General features: G+C 42.6%; 26 protein-coding genes. 13 read left to right on the top strand and 13 right to left on the bottom strand.

The window, feature by feature from the left end; genetic code table 11:
- Positions 1 to 243 precede the first annotated feature (243 nt).
- From HWQ23_RS28175 to HWQ23_RS28145, 7 genes are all read right to left on the bottom strand, one after another.
- A complete protein-coding gene (locus HWQ23_RS28175; protein ID WP_292836090.1) occupies positions 244 to 1,158 on the bottom strand; it encodes a M23 family metallopeptidase in 915 nt (304 codons plus the stop codon).
- A 213-nt stretch (positions 1,159 to 1,371) separates the two neighbouring features.
- Positions 1,372 to 1,809, bottom strand: coding sequence for a DUF6918 family protein (locus HWQ23_RS28170; protein ID WP_292836087.1), 438 nt, complete (start codon positions 1,807 to 1,809; stop codon positions 1,372 to 1,374).
- An 82-nt stretch (positions 1,810 to 1,891) separates the two neighbouring features.
- Positions 1,892 to 2,023: a hypothetical protein gene (locus HWQ23_RS28165; RefSeq protein ID WP_292836084.1), complete on the bottom strand. Its 132-nt coding sequence runs from the start codon at positions 2,021 to 2,023 to the stop codon at positions 1,892 to 1,894.
- 263 nt (positions 2,024 to 2,286) lie between these two features.
- A complete protein-coding gene (locus HWQ23_RS28160) occupies positions 2,287 to 3,474 on the bottom strand; it encodes a glycosyltransferase family 4 protein (protein WP_292836081.1) in 1,188 nt (395 codons plus the stop codon).
- Positions 3,475 to 3,922: 448 nt separating this feature from the next.
- Positions 3,923 to 4,489 carry a Uma2 family endonuclease gene (locus HWQ23_RS28155; RefSeq protein WP_292836078.1) on the bottom strand — a complete coding sequence of 189 codons (567 nt, stop codon included), beginning with the start codon at positions 4,487 to 4,489 and terminating at the stop codon, positions 3,923 to 3,925.
- Between the two features lie 245 nt (positions 4,490 to 4,734).
- Complete coding sequence (locus tag HWQ23_RS28150; RefSeq protein WP_292836075.1) at positions 4,735 to 5,337, bottom strand: PIN domain-containing protein; 603 nt, start codon at positions 5,335 to 5,337, stop codon at positions 4,735 to 4,737.
- Between the two features lie 9 nt (positions 5,338 to 5,346).
- Positions 5,347 to 5,817, bottom strand: coding sequence for a hypothetical protein (locus HWQ23_RS28145; protein WP_292836073.1), 471 nt, complete (start codon positions 5,815 to 5,817; stop codon positions 5,347 to 5,349).
- A 423-nt stretch (positions 5,818 to 6,240) separates the two neighbouring features.
- Between HWQ23_RS28145 and HWQ23_RS28140 the strand changes: the two genes are divergently transcribed.
- The 3 genes from HWQ23_RS28140 (at position 6,241) to glgA (ending at position 9,205) form a co-directional block, all read left to right on the top strand.
- Positions 6,241 to 6,381 carry a hypothetical protein gene (locus tag HWQ23_RS28140; RefSeq protein WP_292836071.1) on the top strand — a complete coding sequence of 47 codons (141 nt, stop codon included), beginning with the start codon at positions 6,241 to 6,243 and terminating at the stop codon, positions 6,379 to 6,381.
- Between the two features lie 98 nt (positions 6,382 to 6,479).
- Positions 6,480 to 7,451, top strand: coding sequence for a hydroxymethylbilane synthase (gene hemC / locus HWQ23_RS28135; protein WP_292836067.1), 972 nt, complete (start codon positions 6,480 to 6,482; stop codon positions 7,449 to 7,451).
- Positions 7,452 to 7,762: 311 nt separating this feature from the next.
- Positions 7,763 to 9,205, top strand: coding sequence for a glycogen synthase GlgA (glgA, locus tag HWQ23_RS28130; protein WP_292836064.1), 1,443 nt, complete (start codon positions 7,763 to 7,765; stop codon positions 9,203 to 9,205).
- A 270-nt stretch (positions 9,206 to 9,475) separates the two neighbouring features.
- On the opposite strand, the gene HWQ23_RS28125 is transcribed toward glgA, so the two are convergent.
- Together HWQ23_RS28125 and HWQ23_RS33755 are read right to left on the bottom strand one after the other, a co-directional pair.
- Complete coding sequence (locus tag HWQ23_RS28125; protein ID WP_292836061.1) at positions 9,476 to 10,582, bottom strand: CobW family GTP-binding protein; 1,107 nt, start codon at positions 10,580 to 10,582, stop codon at positions 9,476 to 9,478.
- 308 nt (positions 10,583 to 10,890) lie between these two features.
- A complete protein-coding gene (locus HWQ23_RS33755) occupies positions 10,891 to 11,028 on the bottom strand; it encodes a plasmid mobilization protein (protein WP_375466566.1) in 138 nt (45 codons plus the stop codon).
- 421 nt (positions 11,029 to 11,449) lie between these two features.
- On the opposite strand from HWQ23_RS33755, the gene cysS reads away from it, so the two are divergent.
- The 4 genes from cysS (at position 11,450) to HWQ23_RS28105 (ending at position 16,036) form a co-directional block, all read left to right on the top strand.
- The gene (cysS, locus tag HWQ23_RS28120; RefSeq protein ID WP_292836058.1) at positions 11,450 to 12,937 is read left to right on the top strand and encodes a cysteine--tRNA ligase; all 1,488 of its coding nucleotides are present in this window, start codon (positions 11,450 to 11,452) and stop codon (positions 12,935 to 12,937) included.
- Complete coding sequence (locus HWQ23_RS28115) at positions 12,912 to 13,100, top strand: hypothetical protein (protein ID WP_292836055.1); 189 nt, start codon at positions 12,912 to 12,914, stop codon at positions 13,098 to 13,100. The genes cysS and HWQ23_RS28115 overlap by 26 nt, the downstream gene beginning before the upstream one ends.
- An 11-nt stretch (positions 13,101 to 13,111) precedes the next feature.
- Complete coding sequence (locus HWQ23_RS28110) at positions 13,112 to 14,551, top strand: TldD/PmbA family protein (protein ID WP_292836052.1); 1,440 nt, start codon at positions 13,112 to 13,114, stop codon at positions 14,549 to 14,551.
- 138 nt (positions 14,552 to 14,689) lie between these two features.
- Positions 14,690 to 16,036 (top strand): TldD/PmbA family protein, encoded by a 1,347-nt coding sequence (locus tag HWQ23_RS28105; RefSeq protein WP_292836049.1) that lies wholly within the window; start codon positions 14,690 to 14,692, stop codon positions 16,034 to 16,036.
- A gap of 472 nt (positions 16,037 to 16,508) precedes the next feature.
- Here the strand turns inward: HWQ23_RS28105 and HWQ23_RS28100 are convergent, their stop codons facing one another.
- The 3 genes from HWQ23_RS28100 to coaD all read right to left on the bottom strand — a co-directional run bounded on the left by HWQ23_RS28100 (position 16,509) and on the right by coaD (position 18,108).
- The gene (locus tag HWQ23_RS28100; RefSeq protein WP_292836046.1) at positions 16,509 to 16,835 is read right to left on the bottom strand and encodes a Ycf66 family protein; all 327 of its coding nucleotides are present in this window, start codon (positions 16,833 to 16,835) and stop codon (positions 16,509 to 16,511) included.
- Between the two features lie 143 nt (positions 16,836 to 16,978).
- A complete protein-coding gene (locus HWQ23_RS28095; protein ID WP_292836043.1) occupies positions 16,979 to 17,647 on the bottom strand; it encodes a DivIVA domain-containing protein in 669 nt (222 codons plus the stop codon).
- On the bottom strand, positions 17,557 to 18,108 hold the full coding sequence (gene coaD / locus HWQ23_RS28090; RefSeq protein WP_292836041.1) for a pantetheine-phosphate adenylyltransferase: 552 nt from the start codon (positions 18,106 to 18,108) through the stop codon (positions 17,557 to 17,559). The genes HWQ23_RS28095 and coaD overlap by 91 nt, the downstream gene beginning before the upstream one ends.
- Positions 18,109 to 18,561: 453 nt before the next feature.
- On the opposite strand from coaD, the gene lgt reads away from it, so the two are divergent.
- From lgt to HWQ23_RS28060, 6 genes are all read left to right on the top strand, one after another.
- The gene (gene lgt / locus HWQ23_RS28085; protein WP_292836038.1) at positions 18,562 to 19,437 is read left to right on the top strand and encodes a prolipoprotein diacylglyceryl transferase; all 876 of its coding nucleotides are present in this window, start codon (positions 18,562 to 18,564) and stop codon (positions 19,435 to 19,437) included.
- A gap of 232 nt (positions 19,438 to 19,669) precedes the next feature.
- A complete protein-coding gene (cobM, locus tag HWQ23_RS28080) occupies positions 19,670 to 20,491 on the top strand; it encodes a precorrin-4 C(11)-methyltransferase (RefSeq protein WP_292836035.1) in 822 nt (273 codons plus the stop codon).
- 354 nt (positions 20,492 to 20,845) lie between these two features.
- Complete coding sequence (locus HWQ23_RS28075; RefSeq protein ID WP_292836032.1) at positions 20,846 to 21,199, top strand: phenylpyruvate tautomerase MIF-related protein; 354 nt, start codon at positions 20,846 to 20,848, stop codon at positions 21,197 to 21,199.
- A 77-nt stretch (positions 21,200 to 21,276) separates the two neighbouring features.
- Entirely contained in the window at positions 21,277 to 22,371 is a 1,095-nt protein-coding gene (gene rlmN / locus HWQ23_RS28070) for a dual-specificity RNA methyltransferase RlmN (protein WP_292836029.1), read from the top strand.
- A gap of 125 nt (positions 22,372 to 22,496) precedes the next feature.
- Positions 22,497 to 23,384, top strand: a complete 888-nt coding sequence (locus tag HWQ23_RS28065; RefSeq protein ID WP_292836026.1) for a class I SAM-dependent methyltransferase — start codon at positions 22,497 to 22,499, stop codon at positions 23,382 to 23,384.
- Between the two features lie 194 nt (positions 23,385 to 23,578).
- Entirely contained in the window at positions 23,579 to 24,049 is a 471-nt protein-coding gene (locus HWQ23_RS28060) for a hypothetical protein (RefSeq protein WP_292836023.1), read from the top strand.
- Positions 24,050 to 24,126: 77 nt separating this feature from the next.
- Here HWQ23_RS28060 and HWQ23_RS28055 read toward each other — a convergent pair whose 3' ends face one another.
- The gene (locus tag HWQ23_RS28055; protein ID WP_292836020.1) at positions 24,127 to 24,306 is read right to left on the bottom strand and encodes a replication restart DNA helicase PriA; all 180 of its coding nucleotides are present in this window, start codon (positions 24,304 to 24,306) and stop codon (positions 24,127 to 24,129) included.
- Positions 24,307 to 24,314 lie beyond the last annotated feature (8 nt).

The raw sequence follows: 24,314 nt of genomic DNA, 5'->3' as shown, positions 1-24,314 counted from the left end.
TCCATATTTCTCTAAGTGTTATTTTCTGCTCGCTTATCTTTAGTCTAAACTCCAGTATTAGGGATTGAAACTTTTCATTTTTTTATCGTACACAGCTATCGAATCGCAAATCGCAATCAACTAAAATCCCTATTAGGGATTGAAACAGGATGCGGCGCTCCATAAAGCAACCGAAAGTCTTTTATCGCAATTAACTAAAATCACTATTAAGGATTGAAACATATATGGAACAAGTTTATAGCTTTATGGCGATTTCGTTAAAGTATAAAAACTGTCAGAACGTATCTGACTGCCATTTCGCCAAACTTCCACTTTTTCAGGGCTGATTAAATAATAAAAACTACCATTATCTGCTCGATATCTGCCTTTACCAATATTCAAAGCTGCTATCTTTATAGGCTTGCTTGGGTCTTGCTTCAACTGCCCAATATAAAATAATTGACCATTTTCTTCACAGACTTTTACACGAATACTTGCAGTCTCACCCTCAATGATGGTAACTCCATTGCATTTAGTATCAATGCTAATAGGTGCAAAACCTATTGGAATTGGCTGTGAAGGTGAAATTTGCTTTGCTACTGGGGGTGGCGAGACTGGGCGGTTCGGGTTATCCACTTGCTGAACTGTAGAACTAGAACCAACACTTGCAGTTAAGGATGTCAACAGGCGAAGGGGGTTAACTGCTATTCGACCATTTGGATGAACTTCAAAGTGCAGATGAGGTGCTGTACTATTGCCTGTAGATCCCATCTCGGCAATCATTTGACCTTGAATGACCTGTTGACCCTTGCTCACCAGCAAACGGCGATTGTGACCATAAACAGTAAGGCTGCCGTCGAGATGTTTAATAGTTATGGCATTGCCTAATCCCCAATCATCCCAACCTGCTTTTAGAACTGTACCGGATGCAGCAGCAACAATAGGAGTTCCAGCTGCCCCTGCAATATCAATTCCTTCATGTTGATATTTGCGGAAGCCTTGAGAAATAAACCCTTGTGTCGGCCAGATTAAGTTAGAAGCAGGGATAGGAGTTTGCCCAATTGGGGAATCGCCTGCTAACTGTGTTAGGGCAGATGTAGTTGTACTTAATACGGCGGTTAAGGATATTAACGCAATTAGTCCATAAGTAGGGTATCGATAAACGGTAACTTTTTTCATAAGTTGCAAGCCTATTAAAACAATAATTCAGATAGTTACTGATTATTCCCTGTTTCAAGCTGACTCGGTATATATCAGGAAAGTGACATCCTCCATACACTGATTTGGATCTCGCCAAAAACTTGGGTGCTATAAGTGTAATATCTGCCCCGTATGCCAGCCACCGAGGCATCGAACGGCGGCATACGTTTATTATGATTCTTCCCTTCTGGCTCAGACCTTAGTGTAATTATGGATTACTTTTGCTAAGTCTGGCACTGCTTCTTCTACGTGTTTTTTGGCGGAACCGCGAAGTTTTTCATAGGTTCCTCGCACGATTTGGCGCTTTGCGCTCTTGACTCTCGCATCGGTGACACCCAGTAGCGCGTCTGCCGTATGAGTGCGATTCGCACTCAGGTGTTGAATTGGATCGCCTTTCTCTACGCCTTCACTCCAGATGGGATCAAGTGCGGTGAAGCACTGCGGCAGGATCTGCTCAACGACGTAGGGGATATACCCTGGCTTAACTCCCTTTAGGGCGGCGAAGGCTGTTTTTAAAGCGATGCCGCTTATACCTGATTTGGATGCCAGCTGTCCTTCTATCATGTTGCAACAGTCATCTATGACCATAGCCTTTTTGGTCGGGTTCAAAAGTCCGTCGCTAAGTCCCATTTCACTCTTCCTTATCTAAGTACTTAATTTTTATTCGACTAATTATTTAGCAACCAGGAAATTACAGAAAATGGTATCAGAGTTAGAGGATGTTATGAACATAGGGAATATGGGTAAATCGAATTGAGGCGATCGCACAAGCCATCTCAAACAGACTACCTCGCCCGTGCCCTGCAAGCTCCTGGGATTGCTTAAACAAAGGCGTAAGCGCCATCGAAAGATTGACGCTTACACAAGCGCAAATATGGGTTTTATCCTCTTAAGCTGACACCAATGAGCAATGTTCCCTACGATCGCTTGAAGTCATAACCGCTATAATTTTGGCCAGATGAAATCCAAAATAGATTAGGTGTTGGTTGTCACTGTCCAGATCCTTCCGTAGTTGCTGGGAATAGTTACCCAATATTATGAATAACTGGGAACGGCGATTAAATTGTTTTCACCATTTAGTTCTCCCTGATAATTACCAGCAATTGTTTACCAGGCAATTTGCCTTTTCTCTTGCACAACTCGCTGATAAACTTCTTCGGTTTGCTTGGCTAATTTCGGCCAGCTAAAGCGCCGCTCTAAATCCACACAAGCATTATCCACCAACCATTGCCGATAACCTGGATTTTTCAACACTTCCAAAATTCCCCAAGCTAAAGAATCGGGATTGTTCACCCCAGTAACAATGCCTGTTTTGGTATGTTGCACCACTTCTGGGAAACCGCCAGTATCAGAAACTACTACAGGAACACGAGAAGCAAAGCTTTCTAAAGCCACAATTCCAAAGGGTTCGTAAAAACTCGGAAAAACGGCACAGTCAGCGACAGTTTGGAATTTATCTAAGTATTCATCGGCAAGAAAACCTGTAAAATAGCAATGATACCAAATTCCTAAATCCCAGGCTTGGCGCTTGAGATGGTCAGTATTGCCGCCACCAACGATTACAAATTTAACCTTACCTCCCATTTGAGAAAGGATTGTGGGCGCGGCGTTGAGCAATACAGGTACACCCTTTTCGTAGGTCATGCGACCGAGGTAGTAAACGATTTTCTCATCGTCTGTGGCAAATTGGCGGCGAAAATCTAGAGCATGAAAATCTACGTGATGGTGTTTTTTTTCGGCTCGGATACCGTTATAAATGATATCGATTTTGTTCCAAGGACTGTGTAACGCTCGTTCTACTTCTTGGCGCATATAGTTGCTACAAACGATAATCCGCCAAGCGTTGTAAGCCAGCAAGATTTCTTTGCTATTTATATAGCCCTGGATGTCTGTGTGAATACCGTTGTAGCGTCCGTATTCTGTGGCGTGAATTGTGGCAATTAGTGGTATTTTAAAATTATGCTTGAGTGCGATCGCAGCATCTCCGACTAACCAATCATGGGCATGAATTAAATCAAAAGGCCCTTCCTCTAGAATTAACTTACCACCGTGATCTCCCATACTCAGGTTGAGATTGACTACCCAGTGGAAAAAGTCGTTACTATGGCCAACTGGCACCCGATGCACCTTTATTCCCTCAACTACTTCATACATCGATGCCTGACCAAACTCTGCCGTAATCAGGTACACTTCATGCCCTAGCTTTACCAGTTCCGGGTACAACTCCGCGACATGCCGCGCAATTCCCCCAACAATTCTTGGCGGAAACTCCCAACTCAGTACCAGTATCTTCATCTATTAGACTCCCCGACACTTTGCAAATATCTAAAAAACTATATTTATCTAAAATTTTTAGATTTTTTAACAGTGATTTTGTTAAAGTTTATCAAAGGTTATCAACTGTTGGACAAGTTCGGACTAATATAAGCTTCTTTTGCAGTGGCATTAATCGGTGAGATTTGAAGAAGAATACAGGAGTCAGAATTCAGGAGTCAGAATTCAGGAGTCAGAATTCAGGAGCGTGGGGGTTTAAAAGTCTCTCAGGAGTAGAGGACAGGAATGGAAGCGGGGTTTCTAGTATACTTTACTACTTTTCAAACAACCTTTTAACAAAGTATGTTCAGTTTAATTCCCCTGCCTCTACAGGCAGCACGTTTTGTGCCCGGGTTAAATCCCCGTCACAAAACTTAATTACGAATTACGAATTACGAATTACGAATTACGAATTGTTTTAAGGGCTTGCTCACTCTGCTTTCATCTTTAACCAGCTAAATACCTGTTCAACTGTCAACTCTAAATCAACACCATCTAGAACAGTCAAGCTATCTTCTCTATGACAAAATTCTGGTTGTTGATCTGGTTTAAATACAAGAATTGAGTGGTCATAAGGATCAATCAACCATCCCAACTGACAACCATATTTTAGGCAGTGCAAAATATTGCTTGTGACTCGATTGGAACTCTGATTTGGAGAAAGAATTTCAATTGTCCAGTTCGGAGAAATTAGCAGATCATCTACAGGTTCTCCGTTCTCGTCAAATTCAATTTGTTGCCAACGAATAACGGCCACATCTGGAACAATTGAACGACCACCAAAAGTACAACGCAACTCTGGAAAAGCATAAGCGATTTGCCTTTTCTCTGTGACTTCATTAATCCCATTAATCAACTTAGCCTGAAGTCGAGAGTGGCGGGTTTTCGGCATTGGTTTCTGGATAATATCACCATCAACATAAATACTTGCAGGCTTTGTTTCTGGTAACTTCAGAAACTCCTCTAAAGTTAGGGATGCAGATTTTGCAATACTCATAACTTCTACCACTCCGAAATTCCTACATCCAGTTTATCAACGTTCGGCACTGGCTGGATACAACAAGGCGATCGCCTATAGACAACACTAACTCAAGAACGCTTCACCAATAACTTCAAAGTACTGTTTTGCAACAACTCCGCAGCAAATTAATGTTAAACGCAGACAGATAACATGATAACATTTGTGTACTCTTCTTAGTAAAACATGGAGTTAACTAACAATTATACTGCTAACTACTACGGTTAAAGTTGAGATTGAAGAAAACTATAGCCGTGATCAAATCGTGGAATCATTCTGCAATTAAATCGATTTAGTTCATCAACAATATCAGGACTATCAAAGTCTTTTGAGTTTCGGTTAAGAAAACATGCTAGCTGTGGTTGATACTGACGCAGATAGTTGATAACCGATGCATAGACAAAAGCATCTTGTGGTCTCAAATCATAAATAGCTTCGCAGGACGCTGCCTCAATTAAGATATCACCAGTGAGTGCAATAACTTCTGCAATGTTAAAAAGCCGCTGTCGATAATTAACAAAACGTTGCCGTTCCTCTTCATTGCTCTGCACCATTAAGCTAGCAATATCTTGGATACTTTTGATCCGACTTACATAAGATGCTGTACGTGAAAGCTGCCGCAACTCAGCATCGAGCAATTGCTGCAAATCCCTGCGACTCTTTGCCTGACGACTTAATTTCTCATGAGGTTCCGCAAGGCTATAGGCTGGAATAATAAGTTTTCCCTGTCCTATTTCACAAGATTGCAGAATCTGCTCACAGCTAACGCACTGTTCTTGCTCAAAGACTAATTCTAAGACAAAGTTAGTTTCAACGTAAATATTCACGCAACCGCCTTATGATATCATCAAAAACTTGCCTCCAGCTAAGGCAGCGTATAATCCTGAATCAATTAACCATTGCTGAGATTTATTTATATCTTCGGGGGATTTTTCAGAATGAATAATTTCTCCAAGCCAGGATGCAACAATTAACTCAAGGCTTTGCCCACTGATTTGATCAGCCTTAACTCCAGCCTGTTCAAAGTAACGATTAAAAATAGGTTGTGCATCAATGGTATAAGTTGGCTCGCTCTGATCTAGTCGGACATCAGCATCAGTCCATAAATAAAATCGATCAGGAAACACCATGAGAAAATAAGGAGCCAGTGGAAAAGTTAAGCTTCCGTGTACAAGAATATTGCGTCGAAATCTCGCTGCCCATTCTGGTGATGCATTGAGTTTACTTTTAACCTCAACGACAAGAGTAAGTTGACCATTACGGTTGTAAACTGACAAATCCCAACCAGAATCAGAGTTAGCAGTCATGGATAAAGCCCACTCAAGGAAACTAACTACTCAATATTGTGACGCAGAATGTTTCCTAGAGAGTATCATCAAGCTTATTGATTAGGGAAAACCCGCGCGATCGCTAATGTTGAACAAGCTGATGTCAAACTATGTCTGGTAAAAAATAGTAGCTTCGGTTGAGCAATAACGAAACCCAACCTACACCTGATAAAGTCGGATTTAATAAGCAAAATGGCTTATGACTGACTCAAAATGCCCTTTGACTAACTCATTTCGGTGTTTTCCGTAAGCAAAATGGCTTATGACTGACTCAAAATGCCTTATGACTAACTCATTTCGGTGTTTTCCGCAAGCAAAATGCCTTATGAGTGACTCAAAATGCCTTATGGCTGACTCATTTCGGTGTTTTCCGCAAGCAAAATGCCTTATGACTGACTCAAAATGCCTTATGACTTCGTGCGATCGCACCCACGTATAAAAATCTTCCTAAATTCAGTTGATCAAGCAACTTGTAGCCCAGGTTGCGTAGGCGCAGCCCGTCGTAGACATCGCCTAAAACCAGCTTTTGGTAAAGAATTGTAATCTAAAATCCCAAATCCAAAACCCAAAATTGGTATGAGTCACTGACTACGGTAGTCTAGATGAGAGTGAATTTATCGCCAGCGATATTATATTGTTTTATGACTACAGTAGTTTCTAGTCCTCCACGCACTATTCGGATTGGTTCACGCAAAAGCCAACTTGCTCTGGTTCAGACCTACTGGGTACAAGAGCAACTCCAGAAAAGCTTTCCTGATATTACTTTTGAAGTCCATACCATGTCTACCCAAGGCGATAAAATCTTGGATGTAGCATTAGCTAAGATTGGCGACAAAGGACTTTTTACTAAAGAACTTGAAGTCGGAATGCTCAATCAGGAGATTGACTTTGCGGTTCATTCCCTCAAGGATCTGCCGACTCACTTACCATTCGGGTTAACATTAGCAGCAATTACTGAACGGGAAAACCCAGCAGATGCATTAGTTGTGCATGAAAAGCACAAAGATAAACAAATCGATACATTGCCAGAAGGTGCAGTAATCGGTACATCTTCGCTGCGGCGGTTAGCGCAGTTACGCCACCACTTCCCCCACTTTACATTTAAGGATGTGCGGGGAAACTTGATTACACGGTTGGCAAAACTGGATGCAGGCGAATACGATGCTTTGATTTTGGCAGCAGCAGGGTTAGAGAGATTAGGAATGAGCGATCGCATTCATCAAGTCCTACCCAAAGAAATCTCCCTCCACGCAGTTGGACAAGGTGCTTTAGGGATAGAATGCCGTGCTGATGATAGCGAATTGCTATCTCTACTCAAAGCGATCGAACATCCCCAAACACGCGATCGCTGTCTTGCCGAACGATCTTTTTTACGCTCTCTAGAGGGCGGCTGTCAAGTACCTATTGGTGTAAATACAGAAATATCTGGTGATAATTTGACCTTAACAGGGATAGTCGCCAGTGTAGATGGTCAAAAGTTCGTAAAAGATAGCGTCACAGGCATTGCCAACAACGCCGAAGCACTAGGCATAGAACTAGCAGAACTGTTGCGTCAACAGGGAGCGCAAGAAATTTTGTCAGAAATTTTTGCGGTGATTCAGCGCGGTTCCTAAGCAATTGGGCAAGCCGATGTGATTAGATAAGAATTGATCGCCGTTGCATCAAAGATGTGCTGCAATTTTAGATTTTGGATTTGGGATTTTGGATTCAAAGAATTTTTTGGTTCATACTCCGTCCCTTATGGGCATAGTCATTCCAAAAGACGCGACGCTCGATGACTCGCTAAGGCTACGCTATCGATAACTCGCTATCGCAAATCTAAAATCCTCTAGACAAGTACCCTTGTGGTCTGGGTCAATCCAAAATCGGCAATCTAAAATCCAAAATCGTTTGACAATATAGACTCAGGGAAGCAAAAATTACCATGCGGATTCTATTTGTTGCAGCAGAGGCAGCACCCATTGCGAAAGTAGGAGGAATGGGTGATGTTGTCGGGGCATTACCCAAATTCCTGAGAGAAATGGGGCATGATGTGCGGATATTCTTGCCTTACTATGGCTTTTTGCCAGACAAAATGGAAATTCCCAAAGAACCCATTTGGCGGGGTTCTGCGATGTTCCAGGAATTTGCTGTTTATGAAAGCATTCTGCCTGGTACTGATGTTCCCTTGTACTTATTTGGACATCCCGCCTTCCTACCGCGCCATATTTATTCTGGAGATGGTGAAGACTGGCGGTTCACCTTGTTTGCTAATGGTGCAGCCGAGTTTGCCTGGAATTACTGGAAACCGGAAATTATCCACTGTCACGATTGGCATACCGGGATGATTCCCGTGTGGATGCACCAAGATCCTGATATCAACACAGTATTTACCATTCATAATCTGGCTTATCAAGGGCCGTGGCGTTGGTATTTAGAGAAAATTACTTGGTGTCCCTGGTATATGCAAGGACACAATGTAATGGCGGCGGCGGTGCAATTTGCCGATAAGGTAAATACAGTTTCGCCCACCTATGCCGAGCAAATCAAGACACCTACTTATGGTGAAACATTAGAAGGTTTGCTGTCTTTTATTAGCGGTAAATTATCTGGGATTATCAACGGAATTGATACTGAAGTTTATAATCCAGAAAATGACAAATACATTGCTCAAACCTTTACTGCTGAGACTTTAGAGAAACGCAAAGCCAGCAAAATTGCTTTGCAAGAAGAAGTAGGGTTAGAAGTCAACTCCAAAGCCTTTTTAATTGGGATTGTGACACGATTAGTGGAACAAAAAGGCATTGATTTGATATTACAAATCCTCGATCGCTTCCTATCTTATACAGATGCACAGTTTGTGCTGTTAGGGACAGGCGATCGCTACTATGAAACTCAGATGTGGCAATTAGCATCCCGCTTTCCCGGGCGCATGGCAACTTACTTACTGTATAACGATGCCCTGTCTCGCCGGATCTACGCTGGCACTGATGCCTTCTTAATGCCCAGCCGTTTTGAACCTTGCGGTATTAGCCAAATGATGGCTTTGCGCTACGGTTCTGTGCCCATTGTCCGCCGCACAGGTGGATTAGTTGACACCGTAACCCATTATGACCCCGAAAATGCCGTCGGTACTGGTTATTGCTTTGACCGCTATGAACCGCTAGACCTTTTCACCTGTATGATCCGGGCTTGGGAAGGCTTCCGTTTCAAACCGCAATGGCAAGAACTCCAAAAACGCGGCATGAGTCAAGATTTTAGTTGGTATCAATCTGCCAAGCAATACGTGAAGTTGTACAGGTCAATTTACGGTTTGCCAGAAGAAGAAGAGGAAGCACCACAACCAGAATTAGTGTTAAACGAAGTAGTTATCAGTAGCAAGTCCTGATCTACCTTTAGGGTTGTACATTTATACGACCCTACTGTTTGTGAATCCTCATAGCATGGTTTATAGGACTTACGCATAAGAGATCCCCCAACCCCCTTAAAAAGTTGGATCTTTGAGATCCCCCCTTAAAAAGGGGGGTTAGGGATCGCTATTCTCTGATTTTCATTGCTCAAAATCGATGGCGGAGCCATTAGGAAGGCATTCCCAGGTGGAACCTGGGAACGAGTACAAGTTTTAAACTCTTAACTCCTAACTTCTAACTCCTAACTTTTATTTCCCAAAGCCTTTACCGCGACTGGTTGAAGGTAGACAAATGCAGTTTTCGAGTTGAGTAATTAAAGCCTCACGATCCAAATTTTGACCAATCAGCACTAGCTGGTTTTTCAATTGACCTTGCCATTCATCATCATCCAAGGTAAAGCGTTTACCGCAAAGGTGGAAAATATGACGCTTTGGACTTTCATCAAACCACATAATCCCCTTCGCCCGGAAGATATTTGAGGGTAGCTGGTTATCTAAGAAATACTGAAACTTCCTAATAGAAAAAGGCTTGTCACTTTGGAAAGAGATGGAAGTGAAACCATCATTTTCTAAATGGTCAGAATGATGGTGATCATGGTGGTCATGGTCATGATCGTGATGGTCATGACCGCATGTTGAGTGATCATGGTCGTCATGGTCGTGATGATCGTGATGGTCGTGCTCATCTACCACTGTGTCAAAATATTTATCAGACTCAAACAGACCAACACTGAGAATTAAAGGAAGTGGCACTTGCGATCGCGTAGTGCGGATAATTCTAGCTCCTTCCTTAACTTCGTTAATTTTTCTCTCTAACTCATTCAAAGTGGCTTCATCAACCAAATCTGCCTTGTTCAGCACAATTACATCACCATAAGCAATCTGGCTGTATGCTGCCTGAGAGTTAAATAAATCTAGGCTGTAATTCGCCGCGTCTACCACGGTAATAATCGAATCCAAGCGGGTTAAATCCCGCAATTCTGTGCCCAGAAATGTTAAAGCTACCGGCAGAGGATCTGCCAATCCAGTTGTTTCCACTACTAGATAATCTAGATTTTCTTGGCGTTCTAAAACTTTGTAAACCGCATCTACTAAATCATTATTAATAGTGCAGCAGATACAACCATTATTTAGCTCCACCATGTTCTCACCAGTGGAAACAATTAGCTCGTTGTCGATGCCAATTTCGCCAAATTCATTCACGAGAACGGCGGTTTTCAAACCCTGTTGGTTGTTGAGGATATGATTGAGTAAAGTCGTCTTGCCACTACCGAGGAAACCCGTAATAATTGTTACAGGCATTCCTTGTTTGGGCGTATCCATTGCGGAAGATTCGGGTGTAACTGCTGATTGCATAGCGCTGTTATCAAATAGTCAAAAAATAGTAATGTAGCGCAGATAGTCCAGAAAACACTAGCACCGCTACGCGAAAGTCAAAAGGAGCCAGTGCGTTGCGCGGGTTCCCCACGTTGTTCGCGCAGCGTCTCCCCTTGGGAGAAGCAACTGGCGTTCAAAAGTCAAAAACCCTTGATTTTTAGGCTTTCGAGATTTTGTCCAATAGTATGTTGATTTCCGCCGTGACGTACTAGCATAGGGATGCTGGACTGTCATCCCATCTGCCTTACCCTATTATTACCGAAAAATTGGGTAAAAGCCCCGCCCTTCTACGACGGCTTTGAGAATTGAGATATACACTTCCTAAGAACATCAGACATTCCTACTCCTTGTTTTTCGGCTTCTTGTCTCAACTGCTGAAGCTCATATTCAGATAGCCTAACTTTAATTGATTTTTCCCTAGACATACACGACCGTTTGGGGGTACAATATAATTATGCCACAGGTAGAATAACCGCTAGCACAAATGGATAACCAACCCCAAAACGACTGGCTAGGAAAAAATAATGGATAGTGGGTAGCGAGTAAACCACGATAAAAAAAGCCTTGTTGCCAACGCGCATTCAGACCAGTAAACAACACTATTTATTGATTGGAGAAAGTACGGTAGGGCATACCGGAACTAGAGAAACGATTCTCTAACGCTTAAGGAGATGAGAGCCACCTGGGATTATCTAAATTAGGCTCGATACTTTGTTCTATGAACGGGTATCAGGTTTAAATACTGCCGCAAGGATAGATAATTTTAAGGCACGTCGATGAATTAAGAATCCCCGTGATTTATCAGGGGGAGTGTCAAGTATCTCTCTATTTCAGCATTACTCTGTTATGACCTTAACCCTTTACAATACCCTCACCCGTCGTCAAGAACCGTTTGAAACAGTCGAAACAGGCAAGGTTAAGATGTATTACTGCGGCGTGACGGTATATGATTACTGCCATTTGGGTCATGCTAGAGCTTGCATCGTTTGGGACGTAGTGCGCCGATACCTCCAGTTTATCGGCTATCAAGTCCGATATATCCAAAATTTTACTGATATTGATGACAAGATTCTCAATCGAGCCTGTCTTGAACATTCATCAATGGAAGCTGTAGCCGATCGCTTTATCAAAGCATATTTTGAGGATATGGCGCGATTGGGAATCAAAGAAGCCGATGAGTATCCCCGCGCTACCCACACGATGAATGGCATTCAACGCTTAATTCACGAATTGGAAAATAAGGGTTTTGCCTACCCTGCTGACGGTGATGTGTATTATGCAGTACGACAGTTTCCTGAGTATGGTAAGCTTTCGGGACGTAAGTTAGAAGATATGCAAGCGGGGAAAAGCGATGCCTACGGCGGGCTACGCCTACGCGCCAACGTCGAAGATCCAGAGTACCAGAAAAAGAAAGATCCATTGGATTTTGCTTTATGGAAGGCAGCAAAACCGGGAGAACCTGCTTGGGAGTCACCTTGGGGCGCAGGTCGTCCGGGGTGGCATATAGAATGCTCGGCAATGGTGCGCGATCGCCTGGGTGATACCATAGATATTCATGCTGGTGGTGCTGACTTAATTTTTCCCCACCACGAAAACGAAATTGCCCAATCTGAGGCTGTAACAGGAAAACCCTTAGCGCGTTACTGGTTACATAACGGCATGGTAAAGGTAGATGGTGAAAAAATGTCCAAATCTTTGGGCAACTTTACCACTATTCGAGAATTGCTAGATCGAGGAGTTGACCCGATGGCGGTGCGCTTGTTCGTGCTAACCGCTCAATATCGCACACCCATAGATTTTACCGACGAAGCGATCGCCGCAGCAACCAATGGTTGGCACACCATTAAAGAAGGTTTACTTTTCGGCTACCAATACGGCAAACAACTAGGCTGGGGAGTGGGGAGTGGGGAGTGGGGAGTGGGAACTGGCTCACTACTCCCTGAAACTGTTGGACGTTTCCAAGAAACTGTGAATAACGACTTTAATTTTCCTGGTGGGTTAACAGTATTGTTTGAACTAGCCAAAGAACTGCGTCGTCAGGGAAATATTATTGTTCATCAAGGGAAAACCGAAACATCACCAGAGGAGTTACAGCGTCAATGGCAAACTCTCGTCACATTAGCTGGAGTCTTAGGTTTAGAAGCCGAGATAGAAACAGAAACTCACACAAGTAATGGTTTAAGCGATGCAGAAATTGAGGCGAAAATTCAGCAAAGGCAACAAGCACGTATTGCCAAGAATTTTGCCGAAAGCGATCGCATTCGTGACGAACTTCAAGCAGAAGGTATTACGCTAATTGATAGCCGTGATGGCACGCGCTGGCACCGTAATTAGAGAGGAGTGGGGAGTAGGGGGAGATGAGGGAGATGAGGCAGATGAGGAAGCAGGGGGAAAATTCCTCTCCTCTGTACTCTTCCCAATGCCCCATGCCCCATGCCCCATGCCCCATGCCCAATGCCCCATGCCCAATGCCCAATTCCCAATTCCCAATTCCTAATTCCTTAAATTATGTGGTCTGAACTTAAAAAAGCGATCGCTAGTTTCGATATTCCTGCTGATTGGATTGGTATTAGAGCCGTTAAAGAAACTTCTACTACCCGTTCAGTCCGTGACGGCTTACCCCAACTAAATGGCAAATCCTTCACTGTAGGAGCCATGCTGGAAGTTATGGTTAATGGCTGTCTGGGTTATGCAGCTACTAACTCTCTGGAATTACCGTCCCTCCAAGCTGCTGCTCAAATAGCGTATAAACAGGCACTAGCAGCCAGTGAATGGTGGATACATCCCTTCAGTGAAAGTGAGCGCCCTAAAGTCGTTGGTGAATATAAATCTCCATTTCTTGAGCCATTGGATGCTCTGAGTCCGGGAGAAATCAACGATTTACTGATTCGTATTTGCCAAACGTTGAAGGTTGACGACAAGATTGTGCAAACCATAGCCAGTGCTAGCACAACCGACAGAGAATCTTGGTTTATTAGCAGCAATGGCTCAGAAGTCTATCAAAAAATACTATCTATAGGCACTAATTACGGTGCAACTGCCCAAGATGGAGCAATTGTACAGCAGCGCAGCAACAACGGCTCGCAAGCAAACTGTTACCAAGGCGGACTAGAGCTTTTAAAACAAGAAGACTTATGGTATCGGGTGCGGCAAATTGGCGAACAAGCAGTAGAACTCTTGACAGCAGAAGAATGCCCAACTACGCGTACCAATTTAGTTTTAGCCCCAGACCAAATGATGCTGCAAATCCATGAAAGTGTCGGGCATCCCCTAGAAATTGACCGAATTTTGGGAGATGAGCGTAACTATGCTGGGGGCAGCTTTGTTAACAAAAGTGATTTTGGCAACCTAGTATATGGTTCACCACTGATGAATATTACTTTTGATCCCACCGTGGCTGGTGAATTTGCCAGCTATGGCTTTGATGATACGGGTGCTGTAGCAACACGGGAGTATTTGGTTAAAGAAGGTGTACTCCAACGGGGTTTAGGCAGTCTGGAGAGTCAAGCCAGAGCAGGTGTAGCAGGAGTTGCCTGTGCCCGTGCTTCCTCATGGAATCGACCAGCGATCGATCGCATGGCAAACTTGAATTTAGAACCTCTAAACGGCACTTTTGAAGACATTATTGGCGGGATAGAACACGGCGTTTACATGGAATCTAACCGATCTTGGTCAATCGACGATCGCCGCTACAAATTCCAATTTGGTTGCGAGTACGCTAAATTAATTGAAAACGGTAAACTCACCAAAACCCTCCGTAATCCTAACTATCGCGCCACAACACCAGAGTTTTGGCATAGCTTAATCCAAGTAGGAGATGCCACAAACTGGGAAATGTATGGTACTCCTTATTGTGGTAAAGGAGAACCAAATCAGGCCATTTCGGTCGGACATGGTTCACCGGTTTGTGTATTTGCTAATGTCGAAGTGTTTGGTGGAGGAACTTGAAAAAGTGCAAATTCAGGAGTTATGAGTTGGTAGTTAGAAGTTAGGAGTTAGAAGTTAGGAGTTAATGAAATCTTCAACTCTTAATTTATAACTTATAACTCCTAACTTTCTGTTATTCACTATTAATATTTAATATCCATGAAAATTGAGGAATTATCTGCGTTAGAAGTCAGCTTTAATCGACTTATTGAAACTCTGCTGATTAAAAAAGCAGAAAATGAGCAATTTACTGTAAGACTAAGCAGTGAAAGAAGTCAATTTACTCGTTTCAATCATGCGAAAGTACGACAAACTGGTTGTGTTGCTGATGGTTGGTTTGAATTAACTTTGATGGCAGACCAACGCAGCAGTGTTCGACAGTTTCCCTTTACTGGAAATTGGGACGTAGATTGGCAGTTAGCATATGTTGCTTTACAAGAACTACGTGACGAACTTATTCTATTACCTATCGATCCATATCTAGTTTTACCATCAGGAACTAATACTAGCCGGGAAGTTCATTTAGGGAATTTATTGGTAGAGGAAGCAGTAGTACTCAATGTGCTAGAACTGGTTACTGAATTGGATTTTACTGGCATATATGCTGGAGGTGTGGTAATTAAAGCTTATGGTGATTCTAACGGACAGAAACACTGGTTTGCTACTGATTCTTTTACCTTAGATTATTCTCTATTCTCCCCATCTGGACAAGCAGTTAAGGGCACGTTTGCAGGGAGTAATTGGGATAAATCTGCATATATAGCCAAAATCAGCGAAGCCAAAAAGCAACTAGAATTGCTTTCTCGTCCAGCTAAACAATTACCACGGGGACAGTACAAAACTTATTTTGCACCTGCTGCTGTTGCAGATTTATTAATGATGCTTTCTTGGGGATCTGTGAGCGAAGCTGATATTCAACAAGGAAATAGTGCTTTAGCTGCATTATCGCGTCAAGAAAAACAACTTTCAACAGCATTTAATTTGAAAGAAAACTTTCAGAGAGGATTAGTGCCGCGATTTAATGAATTAGGAGAAATAGCAGCACCGGAGTTAGCTGTAATAGAAAAAGGACATTTAGTAAATACTTTGGTGAATTCTCGAACTGCTAAGGAATATCAAAAAATTGCTAATGGTGCTAATGGTTCAGAGACTTTACGAGCGCCAGAAGTGACTACTGGAAATTTAGTATTTGAGGAGATTCTTCCTCGTTTAAATACAGGATTATATGTATCGAATTTGCATTACTTGAATTGGAGCGATCGCCAAACTGGTAGAATCACAGGCATGACCCGTTATGCTTGTTTTTGGGTAGAAAATGCAGAAATTATTGCTCCCATTGAAAACTTGCGTTTTGATGAAAGTCTCTATCGCTTCTGGGGAGAAAATTTAGTAGATTTGACCACTTTTCAAGAATTCATTCCCGAAGTCGGTACATATGAAAGTCGCCAACTTGGAGGTAGTTTAGTTCCCGGTATGCTGGTGGAAGATTTTACATATACCTTGTAATCATGCGTTGACAAGCAATCAAAAGCCAACAGATAGAAATAGGCTCTATCGCTCCCTTTATGGTTCCTAATATTAAATCCATGCTTTTTTAAACCTGTTATCCTTATCCAGAAAGGGTTTTGCAGTTTTCTAGCTTGGTATTTAATAATAGCGTAAGTCACTTTAGCATAAGGGGCGCGATAGAACCTAGAAATCTACTCTAACAAGGAGGTGACATTGGAGCCAATGACAAACAAACTATTAAGTAAGTCGGTGAGAATAAATCAAACTAGATTAAGTAATGTAAAAAATCTTGAGATTAGTTCGTAGTGAGGACTAAAGTCCTCAAATGAGGGCTGAAGCCCTCACTACAAACCTTGAATTATTCACACCGCTCTACTTACTTATGAGAAAGATCATCCTATTAACCTAGAGCGGCGTAGACATCACTATTTCCGAAACCGACAATATCATTGCGATCCCAATTATCAAATCACCTATCTCTGTAAACTGCATTAATTACAATATCTTTGATAGTTAAGTAAAGAATTAATAGCAACAATAAAAATTGCTCAAATTGAAGAATTGGATCTAAACGCCAACCTTGATACAACAAAATTACTCCACTTAACAACATTATAATTGGGGTAAATATAAGTTGGATAATGTAAAGGGCTAAAGCCCAACCTCTAAGCCTGGTTCCACGTTGGGCTAGCCAAGCTACTGTTAAAATCAAGTAAATAATTGTCCAAAATAAATAAATAATTCCAATTAAACCAGCTAGATTTACTCCAAAGTTAACTTGAGCGAAAGTAAGCATTTATTAAAAATCCTGCTTAATTACAAGCCAAAATTTTAAATCTATTACCATAGGTTCCCCAAAAGTATTCCATAATGGAAATTGTTGGGTTAAGCAATAGCGAAACCCAACTGATAATTCTTCCCCATCTTTTGTTAGAACCTCTATTTTTTTTTCCCAGGAGGTGAATTGCGCTGGGTGAGGTTATCAATTTGCAATTGTTGCCGTCCGTTGGTGATAATTCGCAACATCTGCTTGAGATCCTGCTCAATATTTTCCAGAATGCCATCAGCATACGCATCAGCACCATCTTCAATTTCTTGAGCTTGAGCGATCGCAGTTTGTCGCATTTGCTCTAACTCTTGCTGACAAGCATACCGCTTGCGGTCAATCTCCGCGAGGGTTTCTTGCATTATGGACTCACACTCTTGTTGCGCTTCTCGCCGCAGCTGTTCAGCTTCTTGTTTAGCCTGTTGAATAATATCGCTTTCAGCTAAAATTTGCGCTCTTTTTGCTTGCGCGGCCTCAACAACCTGCTGTCCATACTCTTCCGCTTCCAGCAGAATTTCATTCTTTTGTTCCAGAATCACTGCTGCTTCTTGAAAAAGTGATGGTAAAGCCAGCCGGACATAATCAAGCTGATCCAGCAACTTTTCTTCATCTATGAGCGTGCGTCCCGTCAGTGGAATCCTGAGACTAGAGAGAACCATTTCCTCTAGGCGGTTGAGTTCCTCCTGAATATCTATGCTTCCCTCTCCATCGAGATACTCTTTAGGGGGGGGATTGCTTCCGTTGAGATTGGGTTCAACATTGGAGAGTTGTGATTGTAGCATTGGTATATATCTAGGGCAATGTGTGGGGGAACGAGATGATCGATAGAGCCACCAAACCTTGCAATCTCTTTTACCACACTACTACTTAAAAAACTATACTCATTTGAGGTTGCGAGAAAAACTGTTTCTATTTGAGTAGAAAGAGTTTTATTGGTGTGAGCCATTTGCAGTTCCACTTCAAAATCTGACACAGCCCGTAAACCGCGCAGCAAAACTTGTGCTTGCCGCATCTGGGCATAATTGACGGTAAGACCATCAAAGCTGTCTACTTCTACATTAGGTAGATGTTGTGTAGAATGACGGATCTGATCTAGCCGTTGCTGCACACTAAAAAGTGGCATTTTGTTAGGGTTCCGCAGTACAGCGACAATCACCCGCTCAAACAGCCGACTACCGCGCCCGATGAGGTCAAGGTGTCCCAAGGTGATGGGGTCGAAGCTACCAGGATAAATAGCAATCACAATTTTAAATATATCAAAGTTGTTTAGGTGATTATATCGAAACCGTTTTGTGTAACTTACTCAAATCTACCATCTTGCGCTCTCGGTAAGAATGGTGAAGCTAGTTTCATCTAAATAGACCACAAGGGGCACAGAAAAAGCTCATGAGTGTCAACTTAACAGTTAAATAGGCGGATTACATTCGCCCTGGCTCTAAAGCATTGCTGTGCCCTGACAACAGATGTGGTTCAAATAAATGAAAACTGCTGTAAACTCAATTATTCTGGTGGCACAAGTTATGCTCAACTAGGCGTTAAAAACTAGACTCCTAAATTTGGATACTGGATTTTTACCTACGTCTCCACAATTCTATTGTGGTAGATTCAAGCGTAACTCCCCAGTATTCGAGACGCAAGAAACTCCGTACTTAGCAAAGTGCGCGGGTAGTTAACGAACTATTCTAGGTAATTTTTCATGGCACTGGATTTTTCCACCTTGCCCTTGGCGTTTCAATTTACCTCTCCGGGATCGATTCTGCTGCAAATAGGGCCACTCACTATCCGTTGGTATGGCTTGTTGATTGCCACAGCAGTGTTAATTGGCGTCATCCTTTCCCAGCATTTGGCAAAGCGCCGTAATGTTAATCCAGAGTTGCTAGGGGATTTGTTCTTTTGGTTGTTGATTGGGGCAATTCCTGGCGCACGGCTATATTACGTTTTCTTTGAGTGGTCAAAATATGCGCCAACTCCAGGAAAAATCTTTGCTATCTGGGAAGGAGGTATTGCCATTCACGGAGCGATTCTTGGTGGCGTTTTGGCGGCGTTAATCTTTGCCAAAATCAAGCAGGTTTCTTTCTGGCAACTAGCAGATTTAGTAGCGCCTTCGCTGATTTTAGGGCAGGCGATCGGACGTTGGGGCAATTTCTTTAATTCTGAGGCTTTTGGCGCTCCTACTGATTTACCTTGGAAGCTGTATATTCCACCAGACCGTCGTCCTCTAGAATATGCTAGTTTCGATTACTTTCATCCCACCTTCCTGTACGAATCTCTGTGGGATTTAATGGTGTTTACGGTACTAATAACGTTGTTTTTCCGGTCTTTATCCGGTAAGCCACGCCTGAAGGTAGGTACGCTGTTTCTAGTTTACTGGCCAGCCTACAGCTTAGGACGCTTGTGGATTGAAGGCTTTCGCACTGATAGCTTGATGCTGGGGCCATTACGGATGGCACAAGTAGTCAGTAGTCTAGGAATTTTATTGGGATTAGTTGGATTAGCTTGGCTTTACTTACTCAAACGTCCTTTACCCGATGTAGTTCCTACTCCTAAACTAAATGGGGAGAGTGGGAGATGAGGGGAGTAAGAATTTTAGATTTTAGATTTTAGATTAAAGAATTGAAATTTAATCCAAAATCTAAAATCCAAAATCCCAAATTGAAGTGCCCTATGCCCAAAAAATAAAAAATGCCCCAGAGTATTCTCTAGGGCTTAACCAGGGTGCATCTACCATTACTCTCTACTAAGGAAAGAGGCTGAATCCGGAAAGATACTGAGAAAATGCCAAAAAAATTTTTGGGGGTATTGCCGTGTGTTCTTTTAAAGGTGAATATACAGAAAACCTAAAGGATAAAAAAACACTATATGCTGTAGAGCCATCTGTGTATATTGTGGGAGCAGGCCCTGGAGATCCTGATTTGTTAACGGTGAAGGCGCAGAAACTACTGGCTACTGCTGATGTAATTTTATTTGCTGATTCTTTAATACCCGAAGAGATTTTAGAACTTTGCCGAGAAGATGCGGAGATAATTAAAACTGCAAATCAGACTTTAGAAGAGATTTTGCCGATGATGATCGATAGGGTGCGATCGCAACATAAATCTCTAGTCCGTCTCCATTCTGGCGATCCCAGCCTCTACAGTGCCATCCACGAGCAAATGCACCTCCTAAGAGAGGCAAATATCCCTTTTGAAGTTATACCTGGTATCAGCGCCTTTCAAGCTGCTGCTGCCAAACTAAAAGTAGAACTGACTGTCCCTGGTTTAGTCCAAACCATTATTTTGACCCGCATCAGTGGACGTACAGAAGTCCCCGCCACTGAAGAATTAGCCTCTCTGGCGGCACATCAGGCTAGTCTCTGCCTATATCTCAGTGCGCGTCACGTCGAAAATGCTCAAGCTAAACTACTCGAACATTACCCAGCCGAAACCCCGATTGCAATTTGCTTTCGCATCGGCTGGCCTGATGAAAAAATCAGGGTTGTCCCCCTTAATCAAATGGCAGACTGCACTCATCAAGAAAAACTAATTCGCACTACACTTTATATAATCAGCCCAGCACTCTCGACAACAAAAGGGCGATCGCGTTTATATCATCCCGAACATAATCACCTATTTCGCTCATCTCATTAGACATAGGCATGAAAAAGAATTGTTTTGACGTAGCATTGCTACGTCTCTACAAGGGTTGTGGGTAACGCATATTTATCACTCTTATGTCTAAGCTGTTCCACATTTAACTTGCATAATTAGGGCGGGCAAGATGCCCACCCCACAAGAGTTAGGTTTAATTAGGTTATGCAATTTAGATGTTTTTCAGCTTATTACTAAATGCTGCGGCATTGAGCATTGCTAAAGAGGAGGCAGGAGGCCGAAGCTCTTTAATGCAATAATGCGTGAATTTATTTCTCCCTACTGTCCCCATTGCCTCTGTGTTTCGATAAACTTAACAATGTAAATAAAATCCAAAATTCTAATTTCGATGCTATGCCATTAATTAAAGTGCAAACTTCTGCAACTGCTCCTCAAAAAGCTGAAATTGAATCAATGCTTTTAAACCTATCTGCCAAGTTAGCCAAACATTTAGGAAAACCAGAATCCTATGTAATGACTGCTTTTGAACCAGGAATTCCCATGACCTTTGCAGGGAATACAGACCCAGTTTGCTATATTGAAATTAAGAGCATTGGTACGATGAAGCCAGACCAAACCGCAGCAATGAGTCAGGACTTTTGCCAGCAGATTAACCAAACTCTAGGTGTGCCTAAAAATCGGATTTATATAGAGTTTGCAGACGCTAAGGGTGCAATGTGGGGCTGGAACGGCGCAACCTTTGGTTAACTACCCGTCTTCTTTGCTCAACACTAAGCTAATCTGGCAAGGTAAAATAGAGATCCTACATTAACTCTTGATTTTTTATGTCTGCTACGCCTCTTGTATCTCAGGTTGACTCGCACAACCCAAAAAAATCAGAATTAATCCCTCCCTTACTAGGTGCCACCGTTACCGAGTTAACTACTTGGGTGCAGCAGCACGGACAACCTGCTTACAGAGGAAAGCAACTGCATGAATGGATCTATGACAAGGGGGCCCGATCGCTATCTGATATTTCTGTCTTCCCTAAGCATTGGCGTGCAGAAGTAGCAGAAATTCCAATTGGGCGCTCAATTTTACATTACCGCTCTGTGGCACCCGATGGCACAGTCAAATATCTTTTACAATTAACAGACGGACAAATTATTGAAACTGTTGGTATTCCTACCTTCGCAGAAAGGGGAGAAGGCCCAAAATCCCGTTTAACGGTTTGCGTCTCTACTCAAGTGGGTTGTCCAATGGCGTGTGATTTCTGCGCTACTGGTAAAGGCGGCTACAAACGCAACTTAGCACGCTATGAAATTGTCGATCAGGTGTTGACTGTGCAAGAAGATTTTCAGCAACGGGTTAGCAATGTCGTGTTTATGGGACTGGGTGAACCGTTGTTGAATACTGAGAATGTCTTAGCAGCCGTGAAATGCCTGAATCAAGATGTCGGTATTGGGCAGCGATCGCTTACTGTTTCAACTGTCGGGATTCGCGATCGCATCCGTCAGTTCGCGCAAAACCATTTGCAAATCACTCTCGCTGTGAGTCTCCACGCACCCAATCAAGCACTACGGGAAAAACTCATCCCCAGCGCCCGCGCCTATCCTCTAGAAGATTTACTGGCTGAATGTCGGGAATATGTGGAAATCACTGGCCGCCGCCTTACCTTTGAATATCTTCTCCTGGCTGGTGTTAACGATTTACCAGAACATGCATTGGAACTTTCAAAATGCCTGCGAGGATTCCAAAGTCATGTGAATTTGATTCCTTACAATCCCATCCAAGAAGTAGACTACAAACGCCCCAACCGCGATCGCATTCAAGCATTTGTCAACGTCCTTAAGCAGCAAAATACTGCTGTTACTGTCCGTTATTCCCGTGGTTTAGAAGCCGATGCTGCTTGCGGGCAACTCAGAGCAAGTAAGAATTAAACCTATCGCACCCAGTAAATTTAATTACTTTTATCTCACAAATACCTGGCAATACTGCTCGGTTCAGAAATTTAAGGGTTCGCTCATGTAGTGAACTGAAACAGGATATTAATAGAGGGATAGCTATGCCAACTTCTTCATATTCAGTTCTCAAACCTTATATTGCTGCTGATTTTAAAGTGGATTTAGATCAAGAAGATATCCTAAATTTTCCTATTTCTACTTCCAGTCCAGCCATCAAAGCAAATAGTTATTACTTTGGGCATCCAGAATGGGCAAAAAACTATTTTGAAAACTGTCATCGTGATCAACTATTCAAGTCGTGCTGGGAAGCGGCTACGGGCAGTTGGGATCATAAAATTGTTGTAGACATTGGTTGTGGCCCGGGCAATTTATATGCAACGCTTGGCGGAAAACCACAATTGTTAATTGGTGTAGATATTAGCTATGGGGCATTGGCTATGGCTCAAGGTCTTGGCTATATACCAGTGAAGGCAGATGCCCACCAACTTCCTTTCATTTCTAATTTTGCTGATATTGTAGTACTTAATGCTACACTGCATCACTGTGATTACATGGACATGGTATTGCAAGAAGCAGCGCGTTTAGTCCGTCCAGGCGGCATTCTAATCACAGACCACGACCCTCAGTTGACTGCCTGGAACTTCCAAGGATTAGGTTTGTGGTTATGGAAGTTACGCTTAGGGCTATATCGACTAATCAAACGAGGAGGTCATACCTCAGCAGCAGAGCAAACTTGGGGATTAGCATCTGAGGTTCATCACCGACCTGGGGATGGAGTAACGCCAGAGCTCTACTACAAAATTTTGGAGCCACTTGGCTTTAGTGTCAAGGTTTATCCCCACAACCATACCTGTGGTGCAGAGGTATTGCAAGGCAATTACGGTGAATCTGATAAGAAGTATCGCTTGGCTCAATTATGGTCTGGTATTAATCCTAATTCACCAGAAGCAGCATTATCGCTGATGTGTGTTGCCACACGCCATGTTTGACATAAACAAGCATAGCTGTTGTGGGCTTGGCAACAAAAGCCTTCAGTGACGCAATTGTGGCATGAGTGCTTGACGGCTAACCCCTATGGTTTTCGGTGGGATGCCTTTGTCTACTGCTTTGAGTTACAGCACTTTTAATATCTGTAAAGAAAACTCTATCCCCAAATGAACTGTTAATTTGAGAAAATAACTGTATGTTGAATCGATCATTGATGCTTAAATTATCGCTCCTAGTGATTGTTCTTGCAAAAGCTTTGCCAATCAATTCTCCTGCTTATGGACAAATAATTCAGACAAATCCTCAGCAACCCCAGTCCTTTCAAGAAAGAATGAGACAACAACAAGAGCAGCAAAATCAGCAAACACAAGAACAATTTCAGGAAACATGGCTTCGTTTACAGCTTCAGCAACCACAACTACAACAACAACAGCTACTACAACAGCAAGAATTTACACGACAACAGCAAGAGGTGATACGCCAGCAACAACTGAGGCTACAACAGCAAGAAACGAGACTACAACAGGAACAATTTACACAACAGCAACAACTGAGACTACAACAGCAACAACTCAGACAAGATCAAGAACTTAGACAACAGCAACAATTTAGATTAGAACAACAGAGGCGACAGCTACAACTCAGGCAACAGAAAGGCAACCTGTGAAGGTTTGAAAATTTCTCATAAATAACTTTATAATTAAAAATTGGAGAATCTTTTCTCTAATTTTTAATTTTTATTATCTAGCGGTGTGCGTAAATGCCAGGCGCATAAGCCTCAATGACTTTGCCTGTGCGAGTGCAACTAATCATCAAGTAGTCACAACTTGGGCATTGTGTCCGAGTTAATTGACTATCAGAAATATAATAACGCTCCGCGTGGCTACCACAATTTGGGCAGTAAATCTTTTGTACTGTCTGCATTTTAAAAC

This window comes from Nostoc sp. JL33 (assembly GCF_017114985.1).
Taxonomy (GTDB): domain Bacteria; phylum Cyanobacteriota; class Cyanobacteriia; order Cyanobacteriales; family Nostocaceae; genus Nostoc.
The sequence above is the reverse complement of the archived record's forward strand: the minus strand, read 5'-3'. Positions and strand labels throughout refer to the sequence as shown.